Origin of the sequence: Rhizobium sullae (assembly GCF_900169785.1) — a bacterium.
Classification (GTDB): Bacteria; Pseudomonadota; Alphaproteobacteria; order Rhizobiales; family Rhizobiaceae; genus Rhizobium; species Rhizobium sullae.
In genome coordinates this window covers 1-26,621 of the sequence record NZ_FWER01000001.1, presented here as the reverse complement: position 1 = coordinate 26,621, position 26,621 = coordinate 1, and the positions used below count along the sequence as shown (strand labels likewise).

23 protein-coding genes and 6 pseudogenes are annotated in these 26,621 nt (G+C 59.1%); 14 read left to right on the top strand and 15 right to left on the bottom strand.

Going from position 1 to position 26,621, the window contains the following annotated elements:
- Positions 1-58 precede the first annotated feature (58 nt).
- From BN1800_RS00150 to BN1800_RS00100, 11 genes are all read right to left on the bottom strand, one after another.
- Positions 59-1,102 carry an ABC transporter ATP-binding protein gene (locus tag BN1800_RS00150; RefSeq protein WP_086993350.1) on the bottom strand — a complete coding sequence of 348 codons (1,044 nt, stop codon included), beginning with the start codon at positions 1,100-1,102 and terminating at the stop codon, positions 59-61.
- 19 nt (positions 1,103-1,121) lie between these two features.
- Positions 1,122-2,843: a GH32 C-terminal domain-containing protein gene (locus BN1800_RS00145; RefSeq protein WP_086993348.1), complete on the bottom strand. Its 1,722-nt coding sequence runs from the start codon at positions 2,841-2,843 to the stop codon at positions 1,122-1,124.
- Positions 2,844-2,846: 3 nt separating this feature from the next.
- A complete protein-coding gene (locus tag BN1800_RS00140) occupies positions 2,847-3,740 on the bottom strand; it encodes a carbohydrate ABC transporter permease (RefSeq protein ID WP_086993346.1) in 894 nt (297 codons plus the stop codon).
- Positions 3,733-4,659 (bottom strand): carbohydrate ABC transporter permease, encoded by a 927-nt coding sequence (locus BN1800_RS00135; protein WP_027510675.1) that lies wholly within the window; start codon positions 4,657-4,659, stop codon positions 3,733-3,735. The genes BN1800_RS00140 and BN1800_RS00135 overlap by 8 nt, the downstream gene beginning before the upstream one ends.
- A 102-nt stretch (positions 4,660-4,761) precedes the next feature.
- Positions 4,762-6,051 (bottom strand): ABC transporter substrate-binding protein, encoded by a 1,290-nt coding sequence (locus BN1800_RS00130; protein WP_179213722.1) that lies wholly within the window; start codon positions 6,049-6,051, stop codon positions 4,762-4,764.
- 41 nt (positions 6,052-6,092) lie between these two features.
- Positions 6,093-7,097, bottom strand: a complete 1,005-nt coding sequence (locus BN1800_RS00125) for a LacI family DNA-binding transcriptional regulator (protein WP_086993342.1) — start codon at positions 7,095-7,097, stop codon at positions 6,093-6,095.
- Between the two features lie 284 nt (positions 7,098-7,381).
- Positions 7,382-8,110: a cytochrome b561 domain-containing protein gene (locus BN1800_RS00120; RefSeq protein ID WP_086993340.1), complete on the bottom strand. Its 729-nt coding sequence runs from the start codon at positions 8,108-8,110 to the stop codon at positions 7,382-7,384.
- A 2-nt stretch (positions 8,111-8,112) separates the two neighbouring features.
- On the bottom strand, positions 8,113-8,982 hold the full coding sequence (locus tag BN1800_RS00115) for a carbohydrate ABC transporter permease (RefSeq protein WP_086993338.1): 870 nt from the start codon (positions 8,980-8,982) through the stop codon (positions 8,113-8,115).
- Positions 8,983-8,985: 3 nt separating this feature from the next.
- Positions 8,986-9,906: a carbohydrate ABC transporter permease gene (locus BN1800_RS00110; RefSeq protein ID WP_244564409.1), complete on the bottom strand. Its 921-nt coding sequence runs from the start codon at positions 9,904-9,906 to the stop codon at positions 8,986-8,988.
- A 59-nt stretch (positions 9,907-9,965) separates the two neighbouring features.
- Positions 9,966-11,291, bottom strand: coding sequence for an extracellular solute-binding protein (locus BN1800_RS00105; RefSeq protein ID WP_086993337.1), 1,326 nt, complete (start codon positions 11,289-11,291; stop codon positions 9,966-9,968).
- Positions 11,292-11,313: 22 nt separating this feature from the next.
- Complete coding sequence (locus tag BN1800_RS00100; RefSeq protein WP_086993335.1) at positions 11,314-12,399, bottom strand: ABC transporter ATP-binding protein; 1,086 nt, start codon at positions 12,397-12,399, stop codon at positions 11,314-11,316.
- 33 nt (positions 12,400-12,432) lie between these two features.
- On the opposite strand from BN1800_RS00100, the gene BN1800_RS00095 reads away from it, so the two are divergent.
- Complete coding sequence (locus tag BN1800_RS00095) at positions 12,433-13,533, top strand: LacI family DNA-binding transcriptional regulator (protein ID WP_086993333.1); 1,101 nt, start codon at positions 12,433-12,435, stop codon at positions 13,531-13,533.
- Positions 13,534-13,832: 299 nt separating this feature from the next.
- Here the strand turns inward: BN1800_RS00095 and BN1800_RS00090 are convergent, their stop codons facing one another.
- On the bottom strand, positions 13,833-14,396 hold the full coding sequence (locus tag BN1800_RS00090; RefSeq protein ID WP_086993331.1) for a methylated-DNA--[protein]-cysteine S-methyltransferase: 564 nt from the start codon (positions 14,394-14,396) through the stop codon (positions 13,833-13,835).
- A gap of 525 nt (positions 14,397-14,921) precedes the next feature.
- On the opposite strand from BN1800_RS00090, the gene BN1800_RS00080 reads away from it, so the two are divergent.
- The 11 genes and pseudogenes from BN1800_RS00080 to gshB all read left to right on the top strand — a co-directional run bounded on the left by BN1800_RS00080 (position 14,922) and on the right by gshB (position 24,170).
- Positions 14,922-15,983, top strand: a complete 1,062-nt coding sequence (locus BN1800_RS00080) for a M14 family metallopeptidase (protein WP_086993327.1) — start codon at positions 14,922-14,924, stop codon at positions 15,981-15,983.
- Position 15,984: 1 nt separating this feature from the next.
- On the top strand, positions 15,985-16,335 hold the full coding sequence (locus tag BN1800_RS00075) for an ArsC family reductase (protein WP_027510687.1): 351 nt from the start codon (positions 15,985-15,987) through the stop codon (positions 16,333-16,335).
- 1 nt (position 16,336) lies between these two features.
- Entirely contained in the window at positions 16,337-16,810 is a 474-nt protein-coding gene (gene ybaK / locus BN1800_RS00070) for a Cys-tRNA(Pro) deacylase (RefSeq protein WP_086993325.1), read from the top strand.
- Between the two features lie 73 nt (positions 16,811-16,883).
- A complete protein-coding gene (gene rsmI / locus BN1800_RS00065) occupies positions 16,884-17,801 on the top strand; it encodes a 16S rRNA (cytidine(1402)-2'-O)-methyltransferase (protein WP_086993323.1) in 918 nt (305 codons plus the stop codon).
- A gap of 28 nt (positions 17,802-17,829) precedes the next feature.
- Positions 17,830-18,162: pseudogene (locus BN1800_RS00060) on the top strand (YraN family protein); the annotation flags it as partial.
- A gap of 128 nt (positions 18,163-18,290) precedes the next feature.
- Positions 18,291-19,616 carry a sn-glycerol-3-phosphate ABC transporter substrate-binding protein UgpB gene (gene ugpB, locus BN1800_RS00055; protein ID WP_086993319.1) on the top strand — a complete coding sequence of 442 codons (1,326 nt, stop codon included), beginning with the start codon at positions 18,291-18,293 and terminating at the stop codon, positions 19,614-19,616.
- A gap of 61 nt (positions 19,617-19,677) precedes the next feature.
- A complete protein-coding gene (ugpA, locus tag BN1800_RS00050) occupies positions 19,678-20,562 on the top strand; it encodes a sn-glycerol-3-phosphate ABC transporter permease UgpA (RefSeq protein WP_027510691.1) in 885 nt (294 codons plus the stop codon).
- A 10-nt stretch (positions 20,563-20,572) separates the two neighbouring features.
- Positions 20,573-21,421, top strand: a complete 849-nt coding sequence (gene ugpE / locus BN1800_RS00045) for a sn-glycerol-3-phosphate ABC transporter permease UgpE (RefSeq protein ID WP_086993318.1) — start codon at positions 20,573-20,575, stop codon at positions 21,419-21,421.
- Between the two features lie 2 nt (positions 21,422-21,423).
- Positions 21,424-22,530: an ABC transporter ATP-binding protein gene (locus BN1800_RS00040; protein WP_086993315.1), complete on the top strand. Its 1,107-nt coding sequence runs from the start codon at positions 21,424-21,426 to the stop codon at positions 22,528-22,530.
- Positions 22,531-22,622: 92 nt separating this feature from the next.
- Positions 22,623-23,126 carry a cupin domain-containing protein gene (locus BN1800_RS00035; protein ID WP_086993313.1) on the top strand — a complete coding sequence of 168 codons (504 nt, stop codon included), beginning with the start codon at positions 22,623-22,625 and terminating at the stop codon, positions 23,124-23,126.
- A gap of 96 nt (positions 23,127-23,222) precedes the next feature.
- Positions 23,223-24,170: a glutathione synthase gene (gene gshB / locus BN1800_RS00030; protein WP_086993311.1), complete on the top strand. Its 948-nt coding sequence runs from the start codon at positions 23,223-23,225 to the stop codon at positions 24,168-24,170.
- Between the two features lie 374 nt (positions 24,171-24,544).
- Here the strand turns inward: gshB and BN1800_RS43775 are convergent.
- Both BN1800_RS43775 and BN1800_RS43770 read right to left on the bottom strand, forming a co-directional pair.
- Positions 24,545-24,844 (bottom strand): annotated as a pseudogene (locus BN1800_RS43775) (putative glycolipid-binding domain-containing protein); the annotation flags it as partial.
- Positions 24,845-24,938: 94 nt separating this feature from the next.
- A pseudogene (locus BN1800_RS43770) lies at positions 24,939-25,178 on the bottom strand (putative glycolipid-binding domain-containing protein); the annotation flags it as partial.
- A gap of 166 nt (positions 25,179-25,344) precedes the next feature.
- Here BN1800_RS43770 and BN1800_RS00020 point away from each other — a divergent pair.
- Positions 25,345-25,589, top strand: a pseudogene (locus BN1800_RS00020) (IS110 family transposase); the annotation flags it as partial.
- A gap of 150 nt (positions 25,590-25,739) precedes the next feature.
- Positions 25,740-25,898, top strand: a pseudogene (locus tag BN1800_RS00015) (ATP-binding protein); the annotation flags it as partial.
- A 584-nt stretch (positions 25,899-26,482) separates the two neighbouring features.
- Here BN1800_RS00015 and BN1800_RS42135 read toward each other — a convergent pair.
- Positions 26,483-26,621, bottom strand: a pseudogene (locus BN1800_RS42135) (class I SAM-dependent methyltransferase); the annotation flags it as partial.

Genomic DNA, 26,621 nt, shown 5'->3' with positions numbered 1-26,621 from the left:
CACGCACGACAACCATCATTCGAGACACCTTGAGTGCAACCTCCGTCCCGCACGGACCTCAATTCACGCGCCTTCCATCCCCACCAAACAGATGAACCTTGGTCAGATCCGGAGCGATCGATATCGTCTGTCCCGGACGAAGCTCGACACGATCCCTGAATAGCAAGGTCACATCCACATCTCCGAGCCTGACAATGACTTGCGTTTCGGACCCGGTCGGTTCCACGACGACCACGGTCGCGGATGCTCCGCCTTCGTGGATGGAGAGATGCTCTGGCCGAATGCCATAGGCTTTGGCAGCAGCACCGTCCTGACCAGGCGGCAGCGGCAATGCTGCGCCGCCTGTGACGAATTTGCCCGCCGAAACCTTGCCCTCAAAGAGATTCATCGAGGGCGAGCCGATGAATGTTGCCACGAAGGTGTTTACCGGACGATCGAACAATTCGAGCGGTTTGCCGATCTGCTCGACGCGACCATTCCGCATCACCACGATCTTGTCGGCCATGGTCATGGCTTCGATCTGGTCGTGGGTGACATAGACGGTCGTGGTCTTCAGCCGCTGATGAAGTTCCTTGATCTCCGCACGCATCGTGACGCGGAGCTTGGCGTCGAGATTCGAAAGCGGTTCGTCGAAGAGAAACACCTGCGGATGACGAACGATGGCTCGCCCCATCGCAACGCGTTGACGTTGGCCGCCTGACAGTTGCCTGGGCAGCCGATCGAGCAGCGGTTCAAGCGCCAGAATATCAGCGGCCTCTCCAACACGTTTTCGGATCGTCGCCCTGTCCTGACCTTTCAGCTTGAGTGCAAATCCCATGTTTTCCGCGACCGTCATGTGCGGGTAGAGCGCATAACTCTGGAATACCATGGCGATGTCGCGCTCTTTCGGCGCGACATCGTTGACGATGCGGCCGCCGATGCGGATTTCGCCGGCGCTGATATCCTCGAGCCCCGCAAGCATGCGCAACAGCGTGGACTTGCCACAGCCGGAGGGGCCGACGAGGGTAACGAATTCACCGTCTTGGATGTCGACGGAAACGCCGTGGATTACGGGCACCGCGCCATATTGCTTGCGAACCTCTTCGATCGATATGGATGCCATGATTTCCTCCTCGGTTCGGTCAGAGCTTGAGCTGCCAGATGCGCGCGGTTGCGACATTGTCTTGGGGGGCGACGAGGCGCGCCGAGCGAACAGCGCCCGACCCCGGCAGTCGTTTCGTCCCGGTCCAGCGGCCACCGTCGGCGAAGACCTCGATGGAGCCAACGTCCAGAAAGACCCGAAGCGTCGAAGGACGCGCGCCGGCCGCGATGTAGCGCGGCGGCGATTTGCCGTTGCGGATGTCGTAGATGATGCTCAAGCCTTCCTGACCGACCCTTAAACCGAGCTCGACATCGGGATGATCAAGCTCGAGATCGAACACCGCGCCGGGCGCTGCGAGATCGATCACGATCTCGACGGCGCCATTGCCGAGACCGACCGTTTCGCCGGAACGCAGCATGATGTCGTCGACAGGTCGTTGGCGCAGACGCTCGACAGCCGCGACCGGTGGTGTGAGAAGCGCGCCGTCCCGAAGAAGGACCTGTCGTGGCAGCGTCATCGCCGAGGGAAAATTCGCCTTGTTAGAGACATCAGTCCAATTGGCCAGCCAGGCGATACCAACCGGGCCGGAGCCGTCCACGAAGGCCTGGAAGGCATAGGCGTCGGTTCCGAAATCAAGTTCCTGTTCGAATTCCTTGATGAAGTTCCGGCCGTCGAAACGGCCGACAGTGGCAATGGTGATATTGCGCCGGCCGGTTGCCGGATCACGGCTCGTGAGAAGTCCAAAAGTCAGTGCCCAACGGGTTTGAGGGTCGTTCGCCGGGCCATCGAGCGGCACGAGGCAAGGGCATTCGGCCGCCGTCATGCCGAAACGATCCTCGCGGTGAAGAATGCCCACGAACGTCCAGCTGCCCGCAGCCCCTGGATCGTTGGTTTCGTAGAGCAGGATGACGCCGCCGGCATGGTCTCGGCTTCCGAGCAGCATTTTCCAGCGCCCATCCGGACCTTTAACGACATAGGGATCGCGAAAATCGAGCGTCAGCTCGAGGCCTGCTGGACGGTCCGGGAGGATGACCTCCGGCGGGTTTGCAGTGACCATGTCATTGCTGACCGCTGTCAGCTGGATTTGCTCCTCGGGCACGCGATCCCTGACCTGCTCGGTGAAGAAGACGCGGACGCCGGGTGCGTCTTCTCCGAGCGGAATTGCAGTGCCGGAAAAGGCGCCGCCACGCCCATCGGCCCGCGCCGAAAGCTCCGCCGAGGGAAAGAGGAAGATCGGTAGATGCGTCCAGTGGAGGAGGTCGTCGGAGACGGCGTGGCCCCAATGCATCGTGTTCCAGCGCAGACTATGCGGATAGTGCTGATAAAACAGGTGCACCTTGTCGCCGAAGCGACCAAAGCCGTTCGGGTCGTTCATCCAGCCGAAGGGCGGCCGGAAATGATAGCCGTCGGGGACGTCAGGTGCCGCATTGGCGTCAGCGCTGTAAAGTACGGTCATGCCCGTATCCAGGACGTCGGCCGGCGCGTAGGCATAGATGATCGAGATGACAGTGGTGGCGGTGTCATAACTGAATAACATTTCACCGCCTGTTTCGACCGCCAGCGTCAGGAGCTCGAACTCCTCGGCGTTTTTGGCTATGAGACAAGCGAGCTCGCGTTCCCCCTGAGCTACCTTCAGCTCCGCGGGCCTGCCCGGATGGGCGGCCTTGAGCCACGCATGCAGCATGGTACCGGCAGGCAGCACAGCGCTCAGCGTCTCGGTGGTGCCATCGACAAGCGAAGCGGGGTTTGCATGAGGTGTCATTTATCAACCTTTCACGGCGGAGCCCACGAAGGAACTGACGAACCAACGCTGGAAAACGAGATAGAGGGCGAGGATCGGGAGCATCATAAGGACGGAGGCGGCCATGGCGCGATCCCAGTAGATACTGTCCTGGCCGAAGAACGTCGCGATGGCGACGGAGATCGGCCGTGCATAGTCGGTCTGCGTCACCAGGATCGGCCAGAGATACTGATTCCAAGTCTCGATCCCCATGAGGATCGAGACGGTGGCAAGCGCCGGGAGGCTCAGGGGCAGGAAGATCGACCGGTAGATACGGAATACCGAGGCGCCATCGATCTGGGCCGCTTCGAACAGTTCCTTGGGCAATTGCGCGAAGAACTGGTAGAAGAGGTAGATATAGAGCGGGCTCGCGATCCACGGCACGATCTGGACGGCGAAGGTGTCGGTCATGCCGGCGCGCGACACCATGATGACGAGCGGCATGATGATGCTCTCCTGCGGGATGACATAGAGAGCGATCACTAGGGACAGGATCAGCGCCCGCCCGCGCAGCGAGCCCCAGGCCAGCACGAAGCCGGCCATCGAATTGACGATGAGGCCGGCGCTCACGGTCGACGCCAGAATGATTAGCGAATTGACGAGATAGCGGCCGAAGGCGAGTTCGCCTGAGAGGTTTCCGACCTCCGCGAAATTCGAGAGCGTCGGATTCGATACCCAGAAGGCCCTGAAGCTGCCCATGTCGGCCAGAATCTGGAACCGGTCGTCCTTCAGGCTGGCGATGACGAGCATGAACAGTGGCGAGATGATGACCAGCGCGATGACGAAGATGCAGGCGGTCTGCACGATGCGCAGGGAACCGGCCGCCGAGCGCTCACGCTTTGCCTCGGCATTCATTGCGGAAAGAGCGAGATCAGACATCGTAACGCCTCAGGAGCTGGCGCTGCACGAGCGCGATGACGAGAACGATCAGAAAGAGGATGACCGATACGGCGGACGCATATCCAAGCTTTTGTTCCTCGAAGCCGGCGCGCACCATGTAATGCACCACGGTTTCGGTACTGCTCTTCGGACCCCCTTGGGTCAGGATCGCGACCTGGGTGTAGAGCTTGAAGGCCTGAATGGTGGTGATGACCAACACGAAGATGTGCGTCGGCCTGAGACCCGGCATGGTCACGTGCCAGAAGCGCTGAAGGACATTGGCGCCGTCGATCTTGGCTGCGTCGTAGAGTTCGTCGGGAATGCCCTGCAAACCAGCGAGGTAGACGATCATCTGGAAGCCATAGGCCTGCCATGCCGAAAGCAGGACGATCGAGAACATCGCCCATTGCGGATCGCCGAGCCAATCGATCGGCTGGATATATCCGCCCGAGGCGAAGCCGAGGATCTGGTTAAGCGGTCCGGTGGGATACTGGAATAATGTGCCCCAGACGACGCAGACGACAACGATCGAGGTGATCGCGGGCAGGAAGAAGAGGCCACGGAAGAAATTTCGGAACGGTAGCTTCTGGTGCAGCAGCAATGCGGTGGCAAATGCCAGGCCGCATTGAGCGGGCAGGATCCAGAAGGTGAAGCGCGACACGTTCCAAAGCGAGATCCAGAAGAGATCGTCCTTGAAGATGCGCAGGAAATTGGTGAAGCCGACGAAGCGGACCGGTGTCGGGCGCGGTACCAAAGGTTGATTGGTCATTGCCGTCCAGAACGACAGAAGGAACGGCACGACCAGGAAGATCGTCAGCAACACGAGCGCGGGCGCCAGCATGCCGATCTCCTGGAACATTCGGACTCTGTCTCCGCGCCCCACGGGACGCGTCATGGGCGCTGGTTGCTGCAAGGTCATGATCTCCTCCTCCTCACTCGATCGCGGACCGGTCGATCGCCATGCGGCGACCGCATCGGGTGGCCGCGCGGATTGGCACCGCGCGGTGGCCTCATCGCGTCATTATTGTCCGTTGAAGGGCGGGTAGCCGTCGTTGTCTTCGATGTCCTCGTCTATCTTCTCGGCCGCGGCGGTCAGCGCCGCCTTGACGTCGCCGCCATTGAAGATCTCATCTACCGCCTGCATGAAGGTGGAGGTGATCGTCGGATAAGCGGGATGCGGCGGCCTGGCGATCGCCGTCTTTGAGGCCTGCTCGAAGGCAATGGCCATCTGGCCGCCAGTGGCGTAGAGCGGAGATTCCGCGGCAAAGCTCTTCAATCCCGGATAGGCAGACGTATCGCGCGCATGTTCGCGAAACTGCCTGTCCTTGAGCATGAAGCTTACGAACTTGCCGGCGATATCAGGATGCTTGGAGGCAGTGGTGATGGCCCAGATCCAGGTGCCGTTCGGACTTGCGCCCTTCGGTCCGAATTTGGGCAGCGGCATGACGACGATGTCGTCCTTCATCGAGGCGGCGGCTTCCGCGTAGACCCAATGGCCGCCCAGCGCGAGAGCAGCCGGATGCCCTTCAGCGTAGAACTGGTTGGTACCGGAGGATTGCGGCACGACCCAGCCGTTCTTGACCCAAGTCTGCATCAACGTCAGCGCATCGACGCAAGGTTCGCTGTCGAGCGTTCCCACGGATTTCCAGGTCTTCCGGTCGATCAGGTCGCAGCCTGCCGATTGCAGGATCGGGCTATAGGCATAGGTGATCCATTCGGTCTTGATGCCGTAGCCGCGAAACGTGTCGATCGGCCATTTGACGCCTTCGAGCTTCGACAGCTTTTCGAGGTAGCCTTCGAACTCCTCTCGCGTCCAGGCGTCGTCGACGGATTTTGGAATCCGGGCGCCAATCGCTTTGAGATACTTTTTGTTGCCGTAAAGGACGACCGAGGAGTCCGTCAGGCCGAGCGCATAGAGGTCCTCGTCGACGGGGTAGGTGCCCTGGGCGATGTTGGAGTCTGTCATGTCGTCGAGGACACCCGGATCGATCAAAGGTTTGATTTTCTGCAGGTAGCCGGACCAGACGTAGTTTGCGAGAAACGGCGCGTCGAGCTCCATGATGTCAGGCATCTGCTCGGACATGACGGCGGCGCTGAACTTCTCGTTATAGGCGTCGTGCGGCGCGTAGATCAGTTCGATATCCACGTCCGGATTGGCATCTTCGAAGCGTTTGGCCACCGCGCCATAGGCCGAGACCGTATCGGGATCGCCCTGATGCATGACCTGGATGACGGTCTTTGATTCGGCCGGACTTATGGCGAATCCCAGCGCCGCGGATGCTACGAGCATAGAAAGTAAACGATTACCCATTTGCTTCACTCCTCCTCAATAGGTTCTACTTCCAATTGCATTTATACGGATGATCGCTCCACAAGTTGGAACGGCAGCTTTCGCACGTCGCCGGGTGTCGCATCGCCCACAAGCAAGATCTCGGCGGCCATGCGACCCATGGCGCGATGCGGCAGCGCCATGGTCGTCAGCGGCGGATCGAGGCGCGAGGCGATTTCGATCTGATTGTCAAAGCTGGCGACGGCGACATCGTCCGGAATCTTGGCGCCGACCCGGCGCAGCGCCGCGTAGACCTCCATCGCAACCCGGTCGTTGCCGCACAGGATGGCGTCGGGGCGCTCGGGGCCGCCTATCAGTTCGGTGATATGCGACAGAACGAGGCTCGGCGCCCTGTCGCTGTATATGCCACGGCGCACGGCCGGCAAGACTCTTGCGCCGGCGCCGTCGAGGCCTGCTTCGGTCAACGCTTGGCGAAAACCCGCCTCGCGTAGATCTCCGGCGAGCAGGCCCGGTAGATTGACGAAGGCGATGTTGCGCCGGCCGGCACCGATCAAGTAACTGGCGATCTCGTGCGCAGCGCCTGTTTCGTCCGGCACCAGCGCGGTTACCCGGTCGTTTGCCTCGCGGCAATTGATCATCACGCCGACCGTATCGACAAACGCCTCCGGCAACGCCACGACCTTATGGTACATGGCGGCATAGGCGATCGCCCGCGGTCGGAAGCGCCGAACCTCCTCGATCACCGAGGCCACGTCGCGCCGCCCGCTCAACGTCATCGCGAAGACGGCCATCTGTGCCGTCCGCGCGGCGCCATCGAGCCCGCGAATAATTTCAGTCGCAAATGGCGAGGTGATCAATTCGTCGGCGACAACGCCGATCAGCGGCATCCAGCCCTGGCGCATGCTGCGCGCGGCCAGATTGGTGACATAGCCGAGCTCCTCGGCAATCTCCTTGATGCGCTGCTTGGTCTGCTCCGACATCCGCGCCGAGCCGCCATGCAATGCGCCTGACACCGTCTTGACCGAAACGCCGGCACGTTCGGCTATGTCGCTGAGGGAAGCGGTCACAGGGGTTCGCCTTGGGTTATCGATTACCCAATCGAAATACCAATTGAGTTCCAATGAGTCAAGTCCTCAAGAACGCCAAGCTGGGGCCGCAGGCTTCTCGAACGCGGCTATGGCAACGGCCTTTCCGAATTCGAGAAGTCAGCGGACTTCTGCATCAGCTCGACGCCGGTTGTAGTTCGAGCTCCTTGGCGGTGATCGCCTCATCGGCAGGCTCATGTCGCCGAGGCTGAACTGGATGATGATGCCGCGTGGGCGAGACGCCTGAGACGTCTCGCGTCCTTAGACTATTCGACTTCAGACGGTAGCTTTCTGACACCCAGGCCGATCGGCCGAAGGCTGTTGCCCGGATGGCGCGGATCTGGACCCCAGATGGCTTGATACGTGTCATACGCCATCCCGCTCCGCTGCAGCATGGCAAACACCACCGCCACCATCAGATACCATGTGCCGATGAACAGGAGCATCCACCGCGGGGCGTTCGCCTGCCACAGACCTGTTGAAACGGCGGCCATGGAGACCAGCAGCACCAGATATCCCATTGACTTATGAATGCGCTCAAAGAGACGGCGGCGGCGTGTCATATCGTAGTGATCGCCGCTCCAGCTGCCGTCTGCGGTCGGTGCCGACGGGCCGCCCTTCGTTCCTCTGAGCCATCCCGTAAGATACTGCATGCCGCCGAGTGCCAGGGCCACCCATCCTGTCAGCTGATGCGCCCAAGACGAGGCGGTAATCGATTTGGTTGCCGCGGGAGCGGAAAGTATCAGGAGCAAGCCAATCAGCATCAGCGCCAACGCGGCGTACTGGGCGCCACGATGAAGGTGCCACCATCGGCGATCGTCCAACACACGAGGCCAGTCCTGGCCAGGGAAGATCTTGAAGAATCGCGCTGCGATCACGCCGATGGGGACGAGTACCGACCAGGCCATCACCATTGATCGCGCGTGCCATGACAGGTGCATTCCGACTTCATGAACTCTTGTCGGATCGCAGGGCGCGAGCAGCCACTCGAACATTGTCACCCTTTCACAGCGCCGGCGGTCATGCCTGTAATGATTTGTCTTGAAGCGACGAAGGTGAAGATGATCGGAGGGATCGCTAGCAACATGCCGGTAGCCATGACGACGCCCCAATCGATATCGTATTCGGTAAGCGAGTTGACGATCGTCACCGGCACGGTTCGGGTGTGCCTATTGGTCAACGCGTTGCCAAGGAGGAATTCATTCCAGGCGATGCGGAAAGTGAATATCGCCGCTGCTGCAAGTCCTGGCCGGATGACCGGCAACACCACCAGGAAAAACACCTGCAATGGGCCAGCGCCGTCCATCCGGGCCGCTTCTTCGAGCTGGATCGGAACCTGCACGATGAAACTCTGCAGGATCCATATCACGAAGGGAAGATTCATCGCGACGTAGACCAGAACAAGTCCGGTGAGGGTTCCATCGAGCCCGAATTGGTAGGTCCATATTCCAAACACCGGAACGAGGAGTACCGCTGGCGGCACCATGCGCATGATCAACGTCGTCAAAGAAACGACGTCGCGGCCCATGAACCGAAAGCGGACGAGCGCGTACGCTGCCATGCAACCGATAATGAGCGTCAGGGCGGTCGACGCCAAGCCGACGATCAGGGAATTTCCGAGCGAACGCGCGAAGGTCGGGTCACAACGACCTACATTCTGCGGCGAAAACCAGAGCACGTCGCACAACACCTTCTCGTAGTTGTGTAATGTCGGTAAGAAAAACAGGCTAGCGCCGTCGGACATGATATCGACGTTCAGCCGCAGTGAAGTAAGAAGCATCAGCGCGATCGGCCCGACAGCCATCATCACCAGGACTGCCAGAAGAGCATAAAAAGAGGGGTTCGTTTTCTGGTCACGCGCGATCATCTATTATTCGCCTTTCAGGGCTGCGGACCGCAGTCGCGCCGCACGGCCTTCAATCATCTTGTTGTAAGTGAACATCCCAAGCGTCAGCCCGAGGAGGAGGACAAGCAACAGGTTCGACATTGCAGCCGCCAGCCCAAGCTCGCGAAACTCTGACGCTGTTCGAGAAATGCGCAGCGAAAGGATTTCGGTGGACAGACCTGGCCCTCCGTTCGTCAGTACCAGGATCACTTCGAGAACCTTGAACGCATCGATCAGCCGAAGCAACGTCGCAACAACCAAGACAGGAAGCATCAGCGGCAGCTTGATATAGAGCACTTGCTGCCAGCCGGTCGCACCATCGATCCTGGCAGCTTCCAATGTGGAGCGGGGCAGTGATTGAAGGGCAGCGAGCGATAGAATGAAGATGAACGGAGTCCACTGCCATATGTCTGCAATGATGACAGAGGTAAGAGCCCATCGGCTCTCGGACAGCCAGGGGGCCGGCTCGAAGCCGAGAGACACCAACGCTCGGTTGAAGACGCCGACTGTCGGATGGTACATGTACCGCCACATCAATCCAACAACGATTGGCGCGATCATCATCGGCAGGATGAACAAGGTTTTCAATATCGACAATCCGCGGATATTGCGATCCAGCAGAAGTGCGAGGCCTACGCCCAGCACCATCTCGGCAGCCACGACTACCCCGGCGAAAGTGATGGTAACTGCGACGCTCTCGTGAAACTGTGCGTCGCTGAGAAGCTTCACATAGTTGCCGAGCCCTACCCAGTCCGCCTCACCGATCCGTTGACTGGGATTCCAGTTCAAGAAGCTGGCATAGATCATGTAGCCGATCGGGTAGAGCAACGCAGCGCCAAGAATGAGCGTAGCTGGCGCGAGAAATAAGTAAGGGGTCAGCCGATTCACGTTGGCAGCCTGCATCATGTCCTCCAGGTAGATTCTAAGCGGGCCGGCACCCGGCCCGCGCAGCGCGAAATCGGCGATTACTGCCAGCTGTAATAGCCGGCCTCCTGCATGGAAGACCGGGCGCGTTCGGCAACCCCGTCGAGAGCGGTCTTTGCGTCAAGTCCCTCCGTGAGCACCTTGCTCAGTGCCGTTCCGAGATCACCATTGATCTTTCCCCAGGTTGGGATGATGGGTCGCCAGTCGGGATCCGCGTAGGTGAGCGCCTCGCCGAATGTTGCCATGTAGGGAAACGTGGCGTTGACGTCCGGGTCATCGTGAGTCGATCGGCGAATCGGGTTTCCGCCCTCCAGCGCAATTAGCTTGTCGGCATGTTTGGAGGTGAGCCACTGTAGGAGCAGGAACGCCGCTTCCTTGTGAGCGGCATTCTTTGGAATAGCCAGACCGAAGCCGCCCGTCTGGGAACCTCTTCGCACACTCTTCGGATGCAGCGCCCAACCCACTTTGCCGACGACTTGGCTTTTCGTCGGATCGTTGACCTGTCCCGCGAAAACAGTGCTGTCCAAATACATCGCAGTTTTGCCCTGTAGAAAAGCCGTACCCGCTTCAGCGAAGCCGAAGGTCTTGGCCCCCTCTGGTCCGCAGTCGACGATTTTCTTCAAAGCATTGGCCGCAGCTATGCCCTTCTCGTTGTTGACGACCGGGTTCCAGTTTTCATCGAAGATGCGGCCTCCCAGCGGCGCCAGGTGCAACAGGAAGGCATGACTCGCATGCTGCCCGGATGCCGCACGGCTGGCGAGTCCGCCCATGCCTGGCTCAAGCTGGGGAATTCGGCAAGCCAGCTCGAGGAGCTCCTCGTAAGTCTCTGGCACCTTCAGGCCGTGCTTCTCGAAAATATCCTTGCGATAGCCAAGAATTGAGGTCTCCGCGCCGAACGGGAGCCCGAACAGCGAACCCGTCGGCCCTGGCAAATATCCCTTGATGCCACCTGCGATACCGATGTTCTGTATATAGCCGTCTATGATGTCGGCAGCATCATAGGTCGGATCGGCAAGCCTCGGGTTCATGAAATATCTTGCGAGGTTCTCAAGCTGATCGGCATACACATAGTCGGCCTTCGAGAACACGACATAGGAAATCAGGTCGTAATCACCCTCGGCTTTGGTGAGCTCAAGCGTCTGCTTCTCGCGCATCTTGAGATACTCGAGTTGATCGACCTCGACCTCGATCCCGGTCTCGGCCGTGAACTGCGGCAGGATCTTCACCACGGCGTCGTAGTGTGGGTGGGCAGGGAAATTCACCACGAGCGTGGTGCCTTTGTATGCCTCATACGGGTTCGCACTGGCCGCTATGGTTTGTAGCAAGAAACCGGCGAATGCCCCTGCTAGAATGGGTAGTCTGCGCATGTTCGTCCTCCCTTTGCAGTCATCAAAGTCTCAATGTGGTCGTGCGGTCGAAGATCAAGATGTCGTCGGTCACGACTCCGAACGCCGCCAAGGTCCCTGGTCGTGGGGACACGGCAGACGGCAATTCGACAAGTACTTCCTCGCCGCTCGGCAACTTGGTAACGAGGGTCGTCTGCGCTCCGAGATATTCGGAAACGACCACCTGCAACTCGATGGGTGCGCCGGAGTCGGTGTCCAAGTTGATAGAAGAGGGCCGAATGCCGAGTGTGACGTCGCTTGCCTTGTGAGGGCGGACCCGATTTGCAGTCTCCTGGGACAAAGGCAGAAGGAACCCGGCTCCGCGAGCCCAAAGGCGGCCCTTTTCCTCGACGAGCATGCCATCGATGAAATTGATCGCCGGACTGCCGATAAAACCCGCCACGAACTTGTTGTTCGGCCGCTTGAAGAGCTCTTCGGGCGTTCCCTGTTGCTGAACGACTCCTTCGTTCATCACAACAATGCGATCGCCAAGCGTCATTGCTTCGACTTGGTCATGCGTGACATAGACCATGTTCTTTTCCAGCCGGTCGCGCATTTCGCCGAGCTCAGTTCGCATCTGGGCCCGTAATTTGGCGTCGAGGTTAGACAGAGGTTCGTCAAAGAGAAAAGTCGACGCATCGCGCACCAAGGCTCTCCCCATCGCCACGCGCTGACGCTGCCCCCCAGAGAGTTCCGCCGGCTTGCGCTCGAGCAGGTGCGTGATGCTCAGCATCTTAGCTACCCGTTGGACGCGGGCGTCGATCTCAGGCCTGGGTACGCGTGCCAGGCGCAGACCAAAAGACATATTTCGCGCGACATTCATGTGCGGATACAGCGCGTAGTCCTGGAACACCATCGCGATGTCGCGTTCCTTCGGCTCCAGCCGACCGATGGCGCGATCATCAAAATAGATCTCGCCGCCACTCAACTGTTCTAATCCGGCAAGAATCCGCAAGGTGGTCGACTTTCCACAACCGGAGGGCCCGACGAGAACGGTAAACTCGCCGTTCTCCAGGGTTAGGTCGATTGGCGGCAGAACTTCAAGCGACCCAAATCGCTTAGTGACGTGTTCAAATACGATCTGCGGCACAGCGCTCCCCCAGCAGTTTTGTTATCGATACCAATGGCGTATATTTTGAACACGAGGAAGATTTTGATCTGGGGAATCAGCGTTACCGATAACGTTGCTGGGGGGGCGCCGGTGCGAAGAAAGCGTGGTTGTACGACAGTTGATATAGCGAGGGCACTCGGGGTGAGCACAATGAGTGTATCACGCGCGCTGCGAGGCATCGAAGGCGTGTCAGAGAGCACCCGGTCCGCAATCTTGCGCATGGCCGAAGCGATGAATTACGTTCCCGACAGCACGGCACGGGCGCTCAGCCAACCTTGCTCGAACTTGATTGGTATTTCCGTTCCGACATTGTTCAATGACGTCTTCGCGGAAATACTGGAGGGAATGCGCAGCACTTTCCAGTCCGCTGGCTACGAGACAGTAATCGATACAACCGACTACAGTCCGGCAGCCGAGCTGGCATGGGTTGAACGGGTCCTGTCCTGGCGACCGGCTGCTATGATTCTCACGGGCGCCCACTCCGATCCACAACTTCGCGATTGCCTGAAAGTACGAGGCGTGCCCACTCTCGAGTTGTGGCAATACACAGACGATCCTATCGATATTTGCGTGGGCATCGACCACTATGCCGCCGGCCTTGCGATAGGGAGGCACGTTTTCAGGCTTGGCTATCGGCGGCCCGCTTTCGTCGGCGCCCCGGAATTTCGGGATCCGCGAGCCGAAGAGCGCCTGGCTGGCTTCATGGCAGCCTTCGGAACTACTTCAAGGAGAGAGGCTTCGATAGCGCGTCCCGTCGAGACAAATGCATTTGAGGCCGGTCGCACTGGCACGCTAACGTTGCTCGCTGAATCGAGCGAGTATAAGCCGGACGTCATCTTTTATCTCAATGACCATCTTGCGTTCGGCGGGTCAACGGCTTGCCAAGCGCTTGGATTGCAGATTCCGCGGGACATAGGAGTAGTCGGCTTCAACGCGCTCGGGTTAACGAAAGTGCTATCCGTGCCGATAACGACCGTTTCCACCCCACGCAGATTGATGGGCGTAATGGGGGCACGCAACCTGCTGGCGCGCATCAGAGGTTCCAGAGTTCCAAGCAGTATTTGTCTGCCCGTCGAAGTCATTGCGGGTGCGACAACACGCTTGCAATTCTGAGCCAAAGTCATCGTAGTAAGCTTGATAGTGATAACACGGATGCGAAGCTGACGGTCTTTTGTGCTCCAGGCCAAAGGCGCTCTTATCGCTCGAGACTTCGAAAATCGTCCGATCGATGCCGATAATCGCTGAACCAAGCAGATCGCGAATCGCAGAAATTCCCGTTTGAAATCAAGAGCGGAAATTTCTGACGGATCGTAGAGTCGGTTCTTCGTGGCGTTCGAAAAAATGCGCTGTTATATCAAAGTGTTAGGATCGCTCAAAACAGTCGAATGGGAATGACTTTTCATTCCCACTGCTTAAAATCCCAGCGATTGCTGCGCCGGCTCCGGCGGGGCGAGGCGGACACCTTCCAGTTCGAGCATTCTGAGTTTGGAATTCGAGCCGCCCGGCGCCGAAAATCCGCCGATCTTGCCGCCTGCGGCGAGCACCCGGTGGCACGGGATGATGAGGGCAATTGGATTCTTTGCCATCGCTTGACCCACATCCTTCGCCGCTTCCGGGCCGGCGCCAAGCTCCTTCGCCAGCGCGCCATAGGTAGTCGTTCGGCCCCAGCCGACGTGGCGCGCAGCAGCATAGATGCTCTTAAAGAATGCATCCTGTCCCTCAAGGTCGAGCTTTACGCCTGAAAAATCTGTTTTTTCGCCGTTGAAGTAGCGCTTTACAGCAGCGATCACCTCGTCAACCTCAGGCGTCGGCATGCCTGGTTCGGCCGCCGGAAGGCGGCGCAACAGCAGCCGCTCCGTCGCATCCGCGGCTTTTGTTGGCAACTGGAAACGTGTGACGCCGACATCGTTCCAGGCAATTCCACAGAAGCCGGCAGCCGTTTCGAAGATCAGATACTGGTGCGCTTTCTCAGCCATGATATCGCCTCCGTGCTTTTTACTTCACCTGAAAATCGTGCAGCCGCACCGACAATTCAACCCGATTCTTGCCGTAGTTTGCCATTTCGTGCAACGTTGGCCAAGAGATCGATGTTCTATTTCTGTTCTTGTTTTCGACTTCAGTTCGGTAGACTTCGAGATCCAGGAAAGAAGGAGGCGACCGCGACGCATGCCTGTCCCGGAACAATTCGAACTTCCTTTCGCCCACGTAGGAACCGGACGTCCGCCGCCTCGCGGGGACATTCGGAACGGAAGCTCCAACCTGCATTTTGCGATTTTGCCTGACTGGCAATTGGCGTTCGTGCCGCCAGCATTGCGTCAGATCTTCAAAATAGATTTGGTTTACAGGGGCGGCCGCGACCGCGCGATCTGCTTCATGTTTCGCTGTATCGCGTCGGCAATGGGAAAGCCTACCTCAAGCGAAGAGCGGCGCTCTGCCGCCTTGCACTTGTCCGCCGGACTCGCATAAAGCTCCGTTGAGCAGAATTTGCGGAGCGACGTAGCATGAATGTTTCCGAAATCATCATTCCCGGCGACACACCCGGCATCGAGTGGCGTCTGCCGGTTTTTCGGTTCAAGGGTGACGACCCGGCGGCGCCGAAGGTTTATATCCAGGCGGCTCTCCATGCCGACGAGGTTCCGGGCACAGCGCTTCTGCACTTCCTGTGCGAGAAGCTACGTGATGCAGAAAGTACCGGCAGCATCGCGGGCGACATCACCATCGCGCCGCAGGCCAATCCGATTGGCGCAGCGCAGTCGCATTTCGGCGAACTGCAGGGCCGTTTCGATCTCGGCTCACGGACCAATTTCAACCGGGATTTCCCGCTGATTTCGCTGCGGGACCGCAACAGCCTAATCGAAGATCTCGATCGTTACCCGGCAACCGACCAGCTGAAGCGGCAGCTGATGCATGTGGCGCTTGGCGCCGATCTCGTGCTCGATCTGCATTGCGACGACGAATCCCTGCAATACGCCTATATCGATGAGGCGTTCTGGCCGGAGGCAAGCGACCTTGCCGCCGCCTTGGCGATGGACGCGGTGCTGCTTTCAGACGGCGAGAGCTCGGCGTTTGAGGAGGCAATTGGCTTTGCCTGGAAATATGAAGTGCCCGGCGAGAGGCACGCCCGTCTTCCTGGCAAGCTTTCTGTCACCGTGGAGCTTCGCGGCCAACGCGATGTCTATCCGCATATGGCCAAAGCGGATGCAGAAGGCCTGTGGCGCTTCCTCGCGGCACGCGGGATCATCAGAGACGAGAGCATATCGCCGAGCACGTTCGCTGGTCCGGCCGTGCCGCTGGACAATATCGAGATGATCCGCTCGCCGGAGTCCGGCACGGTCCTCTTTCACTGCAATATCGGTGAAGAGGTTACCGAAGGCGATCTGCTGGCAACGATTATCACGCGTCCCGGCATGGCGCACGGCAGCATTGAAATTCGTGCGCCGCAAGCCGGCCTTATCGTCACCCGCACATCCGACCGGCTGGTGCGCCGACGCGCCGACCTGATGAAGATCGCCTGCAGCCAGCCCAGTGGCATAGTACGCAAAGCCGGAACCCTCGAGCACTAAGATGACTGCCATCATTTATGGTATCAAGAATTGCGACACGATGAAGAAGGCGCGCGCCTGGCTGGAGGAGCATGGCATTGCCTATGATTTTCACGACTACAAGGCCGTGGGTATCGACCGCGCCCATCTGGAGCAATGGGTCGACAGAGCCGGATGGGACATCGTGCTCAACCGTGCCGGCACAACATTCCGCAAACTGCCGGACGCCGACCGCGAAAACCTCACACGAGAAAAAGCGATTTCCCTGATGCTTGACCAGCCGTCGATGATCAAGCGGCCGGTTCTTGAAGCGGGCGACAAGCTGCTGATCGGCTTCAAGCCTGAGAATTACGGGACAGAATTCGGAACATAAGATGTCAAAAACGACGCGCGCCACACAGGTTCTTTTCAAAGCCGGCGTCGGTTTCACGGTACATAACTACGACTATGATCCGAATGCAGACCGTGTCGGTCTCCAAGCCGCCGAAGCGCTGCGCGAGGAGCCGCATCGCGTGCTGAAAACATTAATGGCGGAAGTGGATGGTAAGCCGGTCTGCGTCGTTGTACCGTCCGATCGTGAAGTCAGCATGAAGAAGCTTGCGAGCGCCTTCGGCGGCAAGTCGGCAAATATGATGAAGCCGGCGGACGCCGAGCGGCTGACCGGATATCATGTCGGCGGCATCAGTCCATTCGGCCAGAGAAAGCTGGTTCCCACGGCGCTGGAGGAAGCAGCACTCAATGAACTTTTGGTTTACATGAATGGCGGTCAGCGCGGATTGCAGGTGCGTCTTGCGCCGCGGGATGCTTTGAAAGTAGTGAACGGCAGGGCGGTACCGCTCATAGCCTAGCAAGCTGCGAGGTGACGACGGCATTCCGAAACGTCAAAGTTTCCAGCCAGACAGCAACGAGGGAATAAGAACGGTGACCGTCAGGGAAGCATCACCCGGGGATAGCCGGCACAGCTATCGCCTGCACAATGTCGCCATCCCGGCCCGCCCGCTGGAAGCGGCACTTTATCTTGTCGCGACGCCGATCGGTAACCTTGGCGATATCACCTTGCGGGCGCTGGAAACGCTGGCGGGTGCCGATGTGCTCGCCTGCGAGGACACGCGCGTGACCCGCGTTCTGCTCGATCGATACGGTATCCATAACCGCCCCTTTGCTTATCACGAACACAATGCGGATGAGGCGGGTCCGCGATTGCTACAGGCCTTGGAAGCAGGCAAGTCTGTCGCACTCGTCTCTGACGCCGGGACCCCGCTTGTCTCCGATCCCGGCTATCGCCTTGCACAGTCGGCGATCGAAGCCGGTTACCGCGTCGTTCCCATTCCTGGAGCATCGGCGCCGCTTGCCGCGCTCGTCGGCTCGGGTCTGCCGAACGACGCCTTTTTGTTCGCGGGGTTCCTCCCGGCGAAGGACAAGGCGCGGCGTGACCGGCTGGCGGAATTTGCCGTCGCGCCGGCGACGCTCCTCTTCTTTGAATCGCCGCACCGGATCGGCGCGACGCTGGCTGCCGCTGCCGACGTGCTCGGGTCTACCCGCAGGGCGTCCGTTTGCCGCGAGTTGACGAAGACCTATGAGGAATTCCGCCGTGGCACGCTCGCGGAGCTTGCGGCGCATTATGCCGAAAACGACAACGTGAAGGGCGAGATCGTGCTCGTCATAGGCCCTCCGGAAGAGCGGCCGGCGGACGAAGCGGATGTCGCGGCCATCCTTGCTGACCTCGTCACGTCCATGCCGACGGCAAAGGCGGCCGCGGAAGCCGCACGCCTCACCGGTCTGCCACGCAAGGAACTCTACCAGCGTCTGCTCGATATGAAGGTCAGGAATGAGTCATAGCCGGCGCGATCATTAGCCGGCGAAAGGCGCGCAGCGCCGCGGCCACGTCTCGGAATATATCGCGACACTCGTTTTGATGCTGAAGGGCTATCGCATCGTGGCGCTCCGCCATCGCATCAACCTCGGCGAGATTGATATCATCGCCGGGAAGCGCGACCTGGCAGCCTTCGTCGAGGTAAAGGCCCGGCGCGACGAAATAGGCGCCATAGATGCGGTTCGTTACGCTGCCCAAAAACGCATCCGTGACGCCAGCGATCTCTGGCTTTCGCACCAGCCGGATGATGGCCGTTTGTCGCAACGAGATGATATTGTAGCAGTAATGCCCGACCGTCTGCCCCGGCATTTTCCGGACGCTTTTTGATTGCTTTGCATAGGCGTGCAAAACGTCCGGTTTTTGTAATCTTTCTGTCACTGAACTGTTAAGGAGGCGTCATACAAGGCCTCTATTGCGTGTCCTCACCCCAACGACTGGTGGAGAGGATTTTATCCATGTTCAAAAAGCTTTCTTTGGCCGCCGCTGCGGTCGCATTGTCTGCATCCACGTCCTTTGCTGCGACCGAAGTCACCTGGTGGCACGCCATGGGTGGCGAACTCGGCAAGAAGCTCGAGCAGATCGTCCAGAAATTCAATGACAGCCAGTCTGATTATCACGTCACTCCGGTTTTCAAGGGCACCTATCCGGAAACGCTGACGTCCGCGATCGCCGCTTTCCGCGCCGGTCAGCAGCCTGCCATCGTTCAGGTCTTCGAAGTCGGCACAGGCACGATGATGGCCGCTAAAGGCGCTATTTACCCTGTCTATAAGCTTATGGCCGATGAAGGCGAGCCGTGGGATCCGTCGAAGTTCATCGCTCCCGTCGTCGGCTACTATTCCGATCCGGAAGGCAACATCTTGTCCTTCCCGTTCAATTCCTCGACGCCGATCCTCTATTACAACAAGGACGTCTTCAAGAAGGCCGGCCTTGATCCGGACGTTGCCCCGAAGACCTATGCAGAACTTGCAGACTTCTCCAAGAAGATCGTTTCCTCCGGTGCTGCAAAGTGCGGCTTTACGATCACCTACGCTGCAACCTGGATCGGCCTCGAAAACTTCTCGGCCATCCATGACCTGCCTTACGGCACGCTTCAGAACGGCTTCGGCGGTCCGGCTGCCGAATTCACCTTCAACGGCCCGACCCAGGTTCGTCTCTGGGACGACCTGAAGAAGTGGCAGGACGCCGGCTACTTCCAGTACGGCGGTCCGGGCGGTGGTCCTGACTCTGCTCCGAAGTTCTATTCGCAGGAATGCGCCATCTACATGGGCTCCTCGGGCTCGCGCGCCGGCGTCATCGCCAACGCCAAGAACTTCCAGGTCGGCTTCTCGACGCTCCCTTACTACGACGACGTCACCAAGGATCCGAAGAACTCGATCATCGGCGGCGCAACGCTGTGGACGCTGAACGGTCAGAAGCCGGAGGTTTACAAGGGTGTTGCCAAGTTCTTCACCTATCTCAGCCAGCCTGAAGTTCAGGCTGACTGGCATCAGTTCTCCGGCTACCTGCCGATTACCAATGCTGCTTACGATCTCGGCAAGTCGCAGGGTTACTACGAAAAGAACCCGGGCTCCGACGTCGGCATCAAGCAAATCACCCGTGGCACGCCGTCCGACAATTCCAAAGGCGTTCGTTTCGGCAACTTCACGCAGATCCGCGACGTTGTCGACCAGCAGTTCGAAACCGTGCTCTCAGGCAAGCAGACGGCAAAGCAGGCGCTCGACGCAGCCGTCAAGGAGGGCAACGCCATGCTGCGCGAATTCGAAGCCGCAAATTCGAACTAGGTTCGCGAGCTGACCCCTGAGTCCTCCCCACACGGGGAGGACCTTTCCATGCGAGCGAGCCATGCAGACAAAACGCACCATTTTTTCGAACCGCGTCTTGCCATACGTTCTTTTGGCGCCGCAGCTCGCGATTACTCTCATTTTCTTCATCTGGCCCGCATTCCAGGCTTTTCGGCAATCGTTCCTGCGCGAAGATCCCTTCGGCATGAAGACCACTTTCGTCTGGTTCAGCAACTACACCAGGCTCTTCGAGAATGCGGATTATCTGAATGCGCTATGGGTGACGCTCATCTTCGCTGTCTCGGTGACGGCACTGTCCATGAGCCTGTCGCTGCTCTTTGCCGTCTGTGTCAACCGCGTGCTGCGGAGTGGCCGGTTCTATACGACGTTGCTCGTCTGGCCTTATGCGGTTGCTCCGGCCGCCGCCGGTCTGCTCTGGTGGTTCATGTTCAACCCCAGCATTGGTATCCTGCCTTATGGGCTGCGTTATTTCGGCTATGACTGGAATTATCGGCTGCATGAAGGCGATGCCATGGTGCTGATCGTCGTTGCCTCGGCCTGGAAGCAGATTTCCTACAACTTCCTGTTCTTCGTCGCCGGCCTGCAGTCCGTGCCGCAATCGGTGATCGAGGCGGCAGCGATCGATGGCGCTGGTCCCTTCAAGCGCTTCTGGACGGTGATTTTCCCGCTGCTCTCCCCGACGACGTTCTTCCTGGCGGTCATTAACATCACCTATGCGCTCTTCGACACCTTTCCAATTGTCGATTCGACGACCTCCGGCGGCCCTTCGCAATCGACCAACACGCTGGTCTACAAGGTCTATGCCGACGGTTTCGTCGGGCTGAACCTGGGGCCGTCCGCCGCCCAATCCGTCGTGCTGATGCTGATTGTCGTCGCGCTCACTGTCGTCCAGTTCCGCTGGATCGAAAACAAAGTGCAGTACTGAGGCTCATGCGATGGTCGAAAATCGTCCCTATCTGAATTTCTTCACACATCTGATCCTCATCATTGGCGCCGCAACCGTGGTATTCCCGGTCTACCTTGCCTTCATTGCTTCCACCCACGGTGCGAGCGATTTCATGAGCGGCCTCGTGCCGATGCTTCCGGGCGATCAATTGGCGTCGAATTTCAGCCAGTTGTTGAACGTCGGCAATTCGGTGGCAGGCGCTCCACCCTTCGCACTGATGCTCGCAAACAGCCTGCTGATGGCGATATTGATCGCCGTCGGCAAAATCGCAATTTCGATCATCTCGGCCTTCGCGATCGTCTATTTCCGCTTTCCGCTGCGCCTAGTGGCCTTCTGGATCATTTTCCTGACGCTGATGCTGCCGGTCGAAGTCCGCATCCTGCCAACCTACAAGGTCGTTGCCGATCTCGGCATGCTGAACTCCTATCCCGGTCTTGTCATTCCGCTGATCGCATCCGCGACCGCGACCTTCCTGTTCCGCCAGTTCTTTCTGACCATCCCTGAGGAACTGATGGAAGCGGCCCGCGTTGATGGTGCCGGCGCGATGAAATTCTTCCGCGATATCCTGCTGCCGCTGTCGCGCACCAATATTGCAGCGCTCTTCATCATCCTCTTCATCTACGGCTGGAACCAGTATCTCTGGCCGATGCTGATCACCACCGATCCGCAATATTACACGGCCGTCATGGGCATCAAGCGCCTCGCCTCGGTGCTCGACGGCGATACCCAATGGAACCTGGTGATGGCCGGTGTCATCCTGGCCACCCTGCCGCCGGTTCTCGTCATCATCGTCATGCAGCGCCTCTTCGTTAAAGGCCTGGTCGAAACGGAGAAATGACAATGGCTTCCATCGAGGTCGAAAGCGTCGGCAAGATCTACCACGGTGGCGTTAAGGCCGTTTCCGGCGTCGGCATCAATATCAGGGATGGTGAATTCATCGTGCTGGTCGGTCCGTCGGGCTGCGGCAAGTCCACGCTGCTGCGCATGATCGCGGGTCTTGAGACCATTTCGGAAGGCCGGGTAAAGATTGGCGATCGCGTCGTCAACAATGTCGAGCCTGCCGACCGCGACATCGCCATGGTCTTCCAGAATTATGCGCTCTATCCGCATATGTCTGTCTATGACAATCTCGCCTATGGCCTGAGGAACCGCGGCACGCCAAAGGAGGAAATCGAAGCGCGCGTTGCGGAAGCTGCCCGCATGCTGCAGATCGAGCCCTATCTGCAGCGCAAGCCCAAGGCGCTTTCCGGCGGCCAGCGCCAGCGCGTTGCCATGGGCCGAGCTATCGTCCGTAAGCCGGCTGTCTTCCTCTTCGACGAGCCGCTGTCGAACCTCGATGCCAAGCTCCGTGTTTCGATGCGCGGCGAGATCAAACGCCTGCAGCGCCGTCTCGGCACCACCTCGATCTACGTCACCCACGACCAGCTGGAGGCGATGACGCTGGCCGATCGCCTTGTCGTGCTGAATGGCGGCAGGATCGAGCAGATCGGCGCGCCGCTCGATGTCTATCACACGCCTGCCTCCACCTTCGTTGCAAGCTTCATCGGCTCGCCAGCCATGAACCTCTTGAAGGGCGAACTGCATGGCGACAAGCTGGCGCTCGGCCCGACCTTGATCGGTCTCGCAGGTAACGCGCCTGCCTCCGGCCCTGTGACTATCGGCATTCGCGCCGAGGATCTGCGGCTGGCGGGTTCAAATGAATATGCGATGCCATTGACGGTGGAATATGTTGAAGAACTCGGCTCGCAGCGCCTCGTGCATGGTCTTTTGGGCGATCAGCCGCTGACGGCTGTCGTTACCCCGGAAACAGCGCTGCCATCGGAGTTGCGTTTCGTGATCCCGCCGGAGAAGCTGCATTTCTTCGCGCACGACACAGGCAAACGAATCGGTGCCGGTGCTGTGGTCACTGCCCATCATTCGACAGTTGCTGATGTCGTAAAGGTTTGAAACGCGTCGTTAAAATTTTAGCGGCCGCTTGAACGCCTCCGTTACGACTCTCTGCTATTTCGCAATGATTGGGGTAGCAAATTGGGGGGTCCATGGCCATGAAGCTCATGCTCGCAAGCGCGGTCGCAATGGCTGCGCGTTCGGTGCCGTATGCCATTGCGCCAACGCGCGGCAAGAATTTCGTTGCGCACTCCAGCGACCATCTGCCGATGAAATCGACGCCGATCAATCCTGACTGGATCGTCGGCGGCGACCCGCAGGCGCGCACGGCGGAACATTCCCGCGGCCATGACGACGCGTCGCTGACGGCGATCTGGGATTGCACAGCCGGCGAATTCCGCTGGTTCTTCGGCTGGGACGAGACGGTGATGATCCTCGAAGGCGAGGTTCACATCACGGCCGAAGATGGAACGGAGCGCATGCTACGAGCCGGCGATGTTGCCTTCTTCGCAGGCGGCACATGGGCGAGCTGGCGGGTGGACAACTACGTCCGGAAGGTAGCGTTTCTGCGCAAGCCCTTCCCCAAGCCGGTGGCAATCCTCTACCGTCTTCGCAACCTGTTGCGCAGCGGCGGCCAGCAGGGGCTCGCGGCCTGAAAAATCCTTGATGCCAGCGCTCGGAAGGCCTTGGTTGGCCGTTGCGTTTGCTCTGCTTGCGACCTACATCTGTCCGGCACTCACTGAGGGACGGAAATGGCCAAGATCAAGAACGTAGCGGTCCAGATGGACCATGTCGCGGGCATCAATATCGCAGGCGATTCCACCTTCGCCATGAGCCTCGAAGCGCAGGCCCGGGGCTACAAGCTTTTCCATTATACTCCTGAGCGGCTGAGCCTCCGCGACGGCAAGCTTTATGCCTCCGTCGAGCCGATGCTGCTGCGCGACGTGAAGGGCGATCATTTCGAGCTCGGTGCGCCCGAGCGTGTCGACCTTTCGACCATGGATGTCGTGCTGCTCCGCCAGGACCCGCCCTTCGACATGGCATACATCACCTCGACGCATCTTTTGGAGCGCATTCACCCGAAGACGCTCGTTGTCAACGATCCTGCCTGGGTGCGCAATTCGCCGGAAAAGATCTTCGTCACCGAATTCGCCGACCTCATGCCGAAGACGTTGATCACCAAGGACGCTGCCGAAGTCCGTCGCTTCCGCGACGAGATGGGCGATATCATCCTGAAGCCGCTTTACGGAAACGGCGGTGCCGGCGTCTTTCACTCGACGAGGGATGACCGCAACCTCTCCTCGCTACTCGAAATGTTCGGCCAGCTCTTCCGCGAACCCTTCATCGCCCAGCAGTATCTCCCGGATGTCCGCAAGGGCGACAAACGCATTATCCTCGTCGACGGCGAACCGGCGGGTGCAATCAACCGCGTGCCGGCGGAGCACGACAGCCGCTCCAACATGCATGTCGGCGGCCGCGCGGAAGCGACTGAGTTGACTGCGCGCGAAAAGGAAATCTGCAAGCGCATCGGTCCGGCGCTCAGGGAACGTGGCTTCCTGCTCGTGGGCATCGATGTCATCGGCGACTATATGACCGAGATCAACGTTACCTCGCCGACCGGACTTCGTGAGGTTCGCAAGTTCGGCGGCGCGGATATCGCAAGCCTTCTCTGGGATGCAATCGAGCGCAAACGGCCTTAAGCGTTCCGGCTTCTGTTCCTCTTCGTTCACGCTTTGCAACCCGCTGCAACTGCAGCGGCGGCGTGAATCTGTTCCTTTATTGCTCTTGTTTTACTCTTTTTCTACGCAAGATTGCAATTGGCGACGATGAGAAGTCGCAAAGGGGCATGTAAAAGGTTGCGGGGACATTAATCCATATAGGTCTGCGGCGTGTTTGACTCCCATTGAACGGGCAAGCCTCCAGTCCGAACCCTCGCGCCGCCGCCCGCATCGAAAAACCTACACCAAACCGGAACTTCGAGACCGTTTGGGATATACGCTTCTTAAGAACGAGCGCGGCCATGTGGTGGTGCTATGATCCCTGAACCCCTTCTCCAGTAGGACTCGGCGCAGTGTCAGGCAGGCACCGGCAACCGCTCGAAAAGGTGTTCGTATTGCAGCACCAATCCCTCCTCATCGACCGCTAGGTCAGCTTGAAAACCGGCGGAAAGGCCCAGGTCGACGTAACGTACTCGCCCGGGACCCTGCCGGTCGTAGCGCTGCTTCGAACGGGCGACCGTCAGCGCTGGCCCATCGATGAAAGCGGTGTCGAGCGTAAGGCTTTCCCCGGCGGCAGTGGGCGTCCTGCGGATGGGAAAGGTGTTGGAGAAGGGCGTGACCGACAGGTCCGGCTCTTCCGCGCCTTCGAGGTCTAGCCGCGGTTCGCCGNGTGTTGGAGAAGGGCGTGACCGACAGGTCCGGCTCTTCCGCGCCTTCGAGGTCTAGCCGCGGTTCGCCGTTCACCCGCCAGCCGGTCCCGGCACGCTCCAGGCTCAGCATCCCGCGGCCTTGCGCATTCCAGCGCTCAACCACAACGGACTGCGCGTGCCAATCCGAGTCGAGCCGCCAGCGGTGGTCGAGGCGAAAGCCGCCAGCTTCCAGGCATATCACGGTTGAGTCGGCCGTCACTCCCTCAGGCTCAACAAGAAGTTCCAGACGCTCAAGGCCCTCGAAATCTGTCCGATGCCAGAAAAGGAACGATCTGGTCATGCTCGGCTCCTCCGCGCACTCGTTTTTCCAAAACATGAGCTGATCGCGGCGCGATCGTCCCAGGCCACTTTTTTACACGATGATGGCTGGCTGGGGTGGTTGCCCCGATAAGATGGAAAAACGGGCTCACGATTGGAACCGGGCCCAAACATCGAATGGAGGCAACATGGACCAATATATCGGGCTTGATGGTTCATTGAAAGATACCGCGATCTCGATCCGAGAGGACGGGAAGCGGATCTGGCGGGGAAAGTGTCCCTCGGATTCGAAGGTTCTGGCGCAGATGATCCGCAAGCATGCCCCGCACGCTAGGCGCGTCGTATTCGAGACGGGGCCGCTGTCGACGTGGCTCTATCATGCGCTGACGACCGAGGGGTGCCCGCGATCTGCATTGAAGCACGGCACGCAAAAGGTATTAGACGAGACGCTCAACAACACCACTGAAAATAATATATAGGCTGGTTCTGACAAGGTGGTGTCAGCACTCGCGGCGTGGCGCGAACTTCCGCTCCCCGTCCACTACAGTCATTTAGAACCATGGCGGCGGCTCCACTCGCTGATGTTGGTCCGCCCGGTTCCGGAAAATCGATGCTTGCTGCGCGACTGCCCTCCATTCTGCCGCCGCTTTCGGCTGTCGAGCTTCTCGAGGTCTCGATGATTCATTCGGTTGCCCGTCAGCTTTCCGGCCGCAAGCTCTCGGACCGCCGGCCGTTCCGCACATCCCTCTCTACGAAAGCCATATTTTTGTTGAATCTTCATGAAATCAGAAATCCGGCTAGTCGGAGATTGTCCCATGCCTCGTAACGCATTTCTGCTGTGCGCAGGCATGGTGGTCACCGGAGGTGTGGCTTCTGCCGAAGAGACTGCTCTCGCCAGAACGTTTCGGTACGCCATCCTCATCAATCAACAAGAGCCAATTTACGGCGAGGTGGATATCCATGCCAATTGCTCAATCACAAAGCACCCGACTTTAATCGTTCACTCAGCAGCGATGACGGTGCTTTCGTCCGTCCGATCGTCTCTTGTGGGGTAGGGAATTGTTTCGTTTCGTATAGGTCTGAGAATATTGACGTGCGACAGACCGGGAAGCTCTTGAAGTTCAAGTTGGCCGAAGGCAACGCGCCAGGCAATCACGCGGTCCTTCTTAAAAGCCGCCCGATGGGTGAAATCATCATTTCCTTCTGACGTTCAATGGCCGGTGTTGTGAAGGCTTTCGGACGCCGGCCCGGCGCCAGGCCAACACGTGGATAGCCGGCATCCGAAACCCTTCACACAACCGGCCACGCCCACAAGTTCTGTGTGCGTCACGCCCGACTCGCCCGAACGCTCAGCCACCGATCATGGGGCTTTCCGACGCACCGACGGACCTCGCTGACGATCCAGCCGGCGTCTGTGAGTGCGGACCGCAGGGCAGACGCGCGCCAGTACGTCTCGACGTAGCGC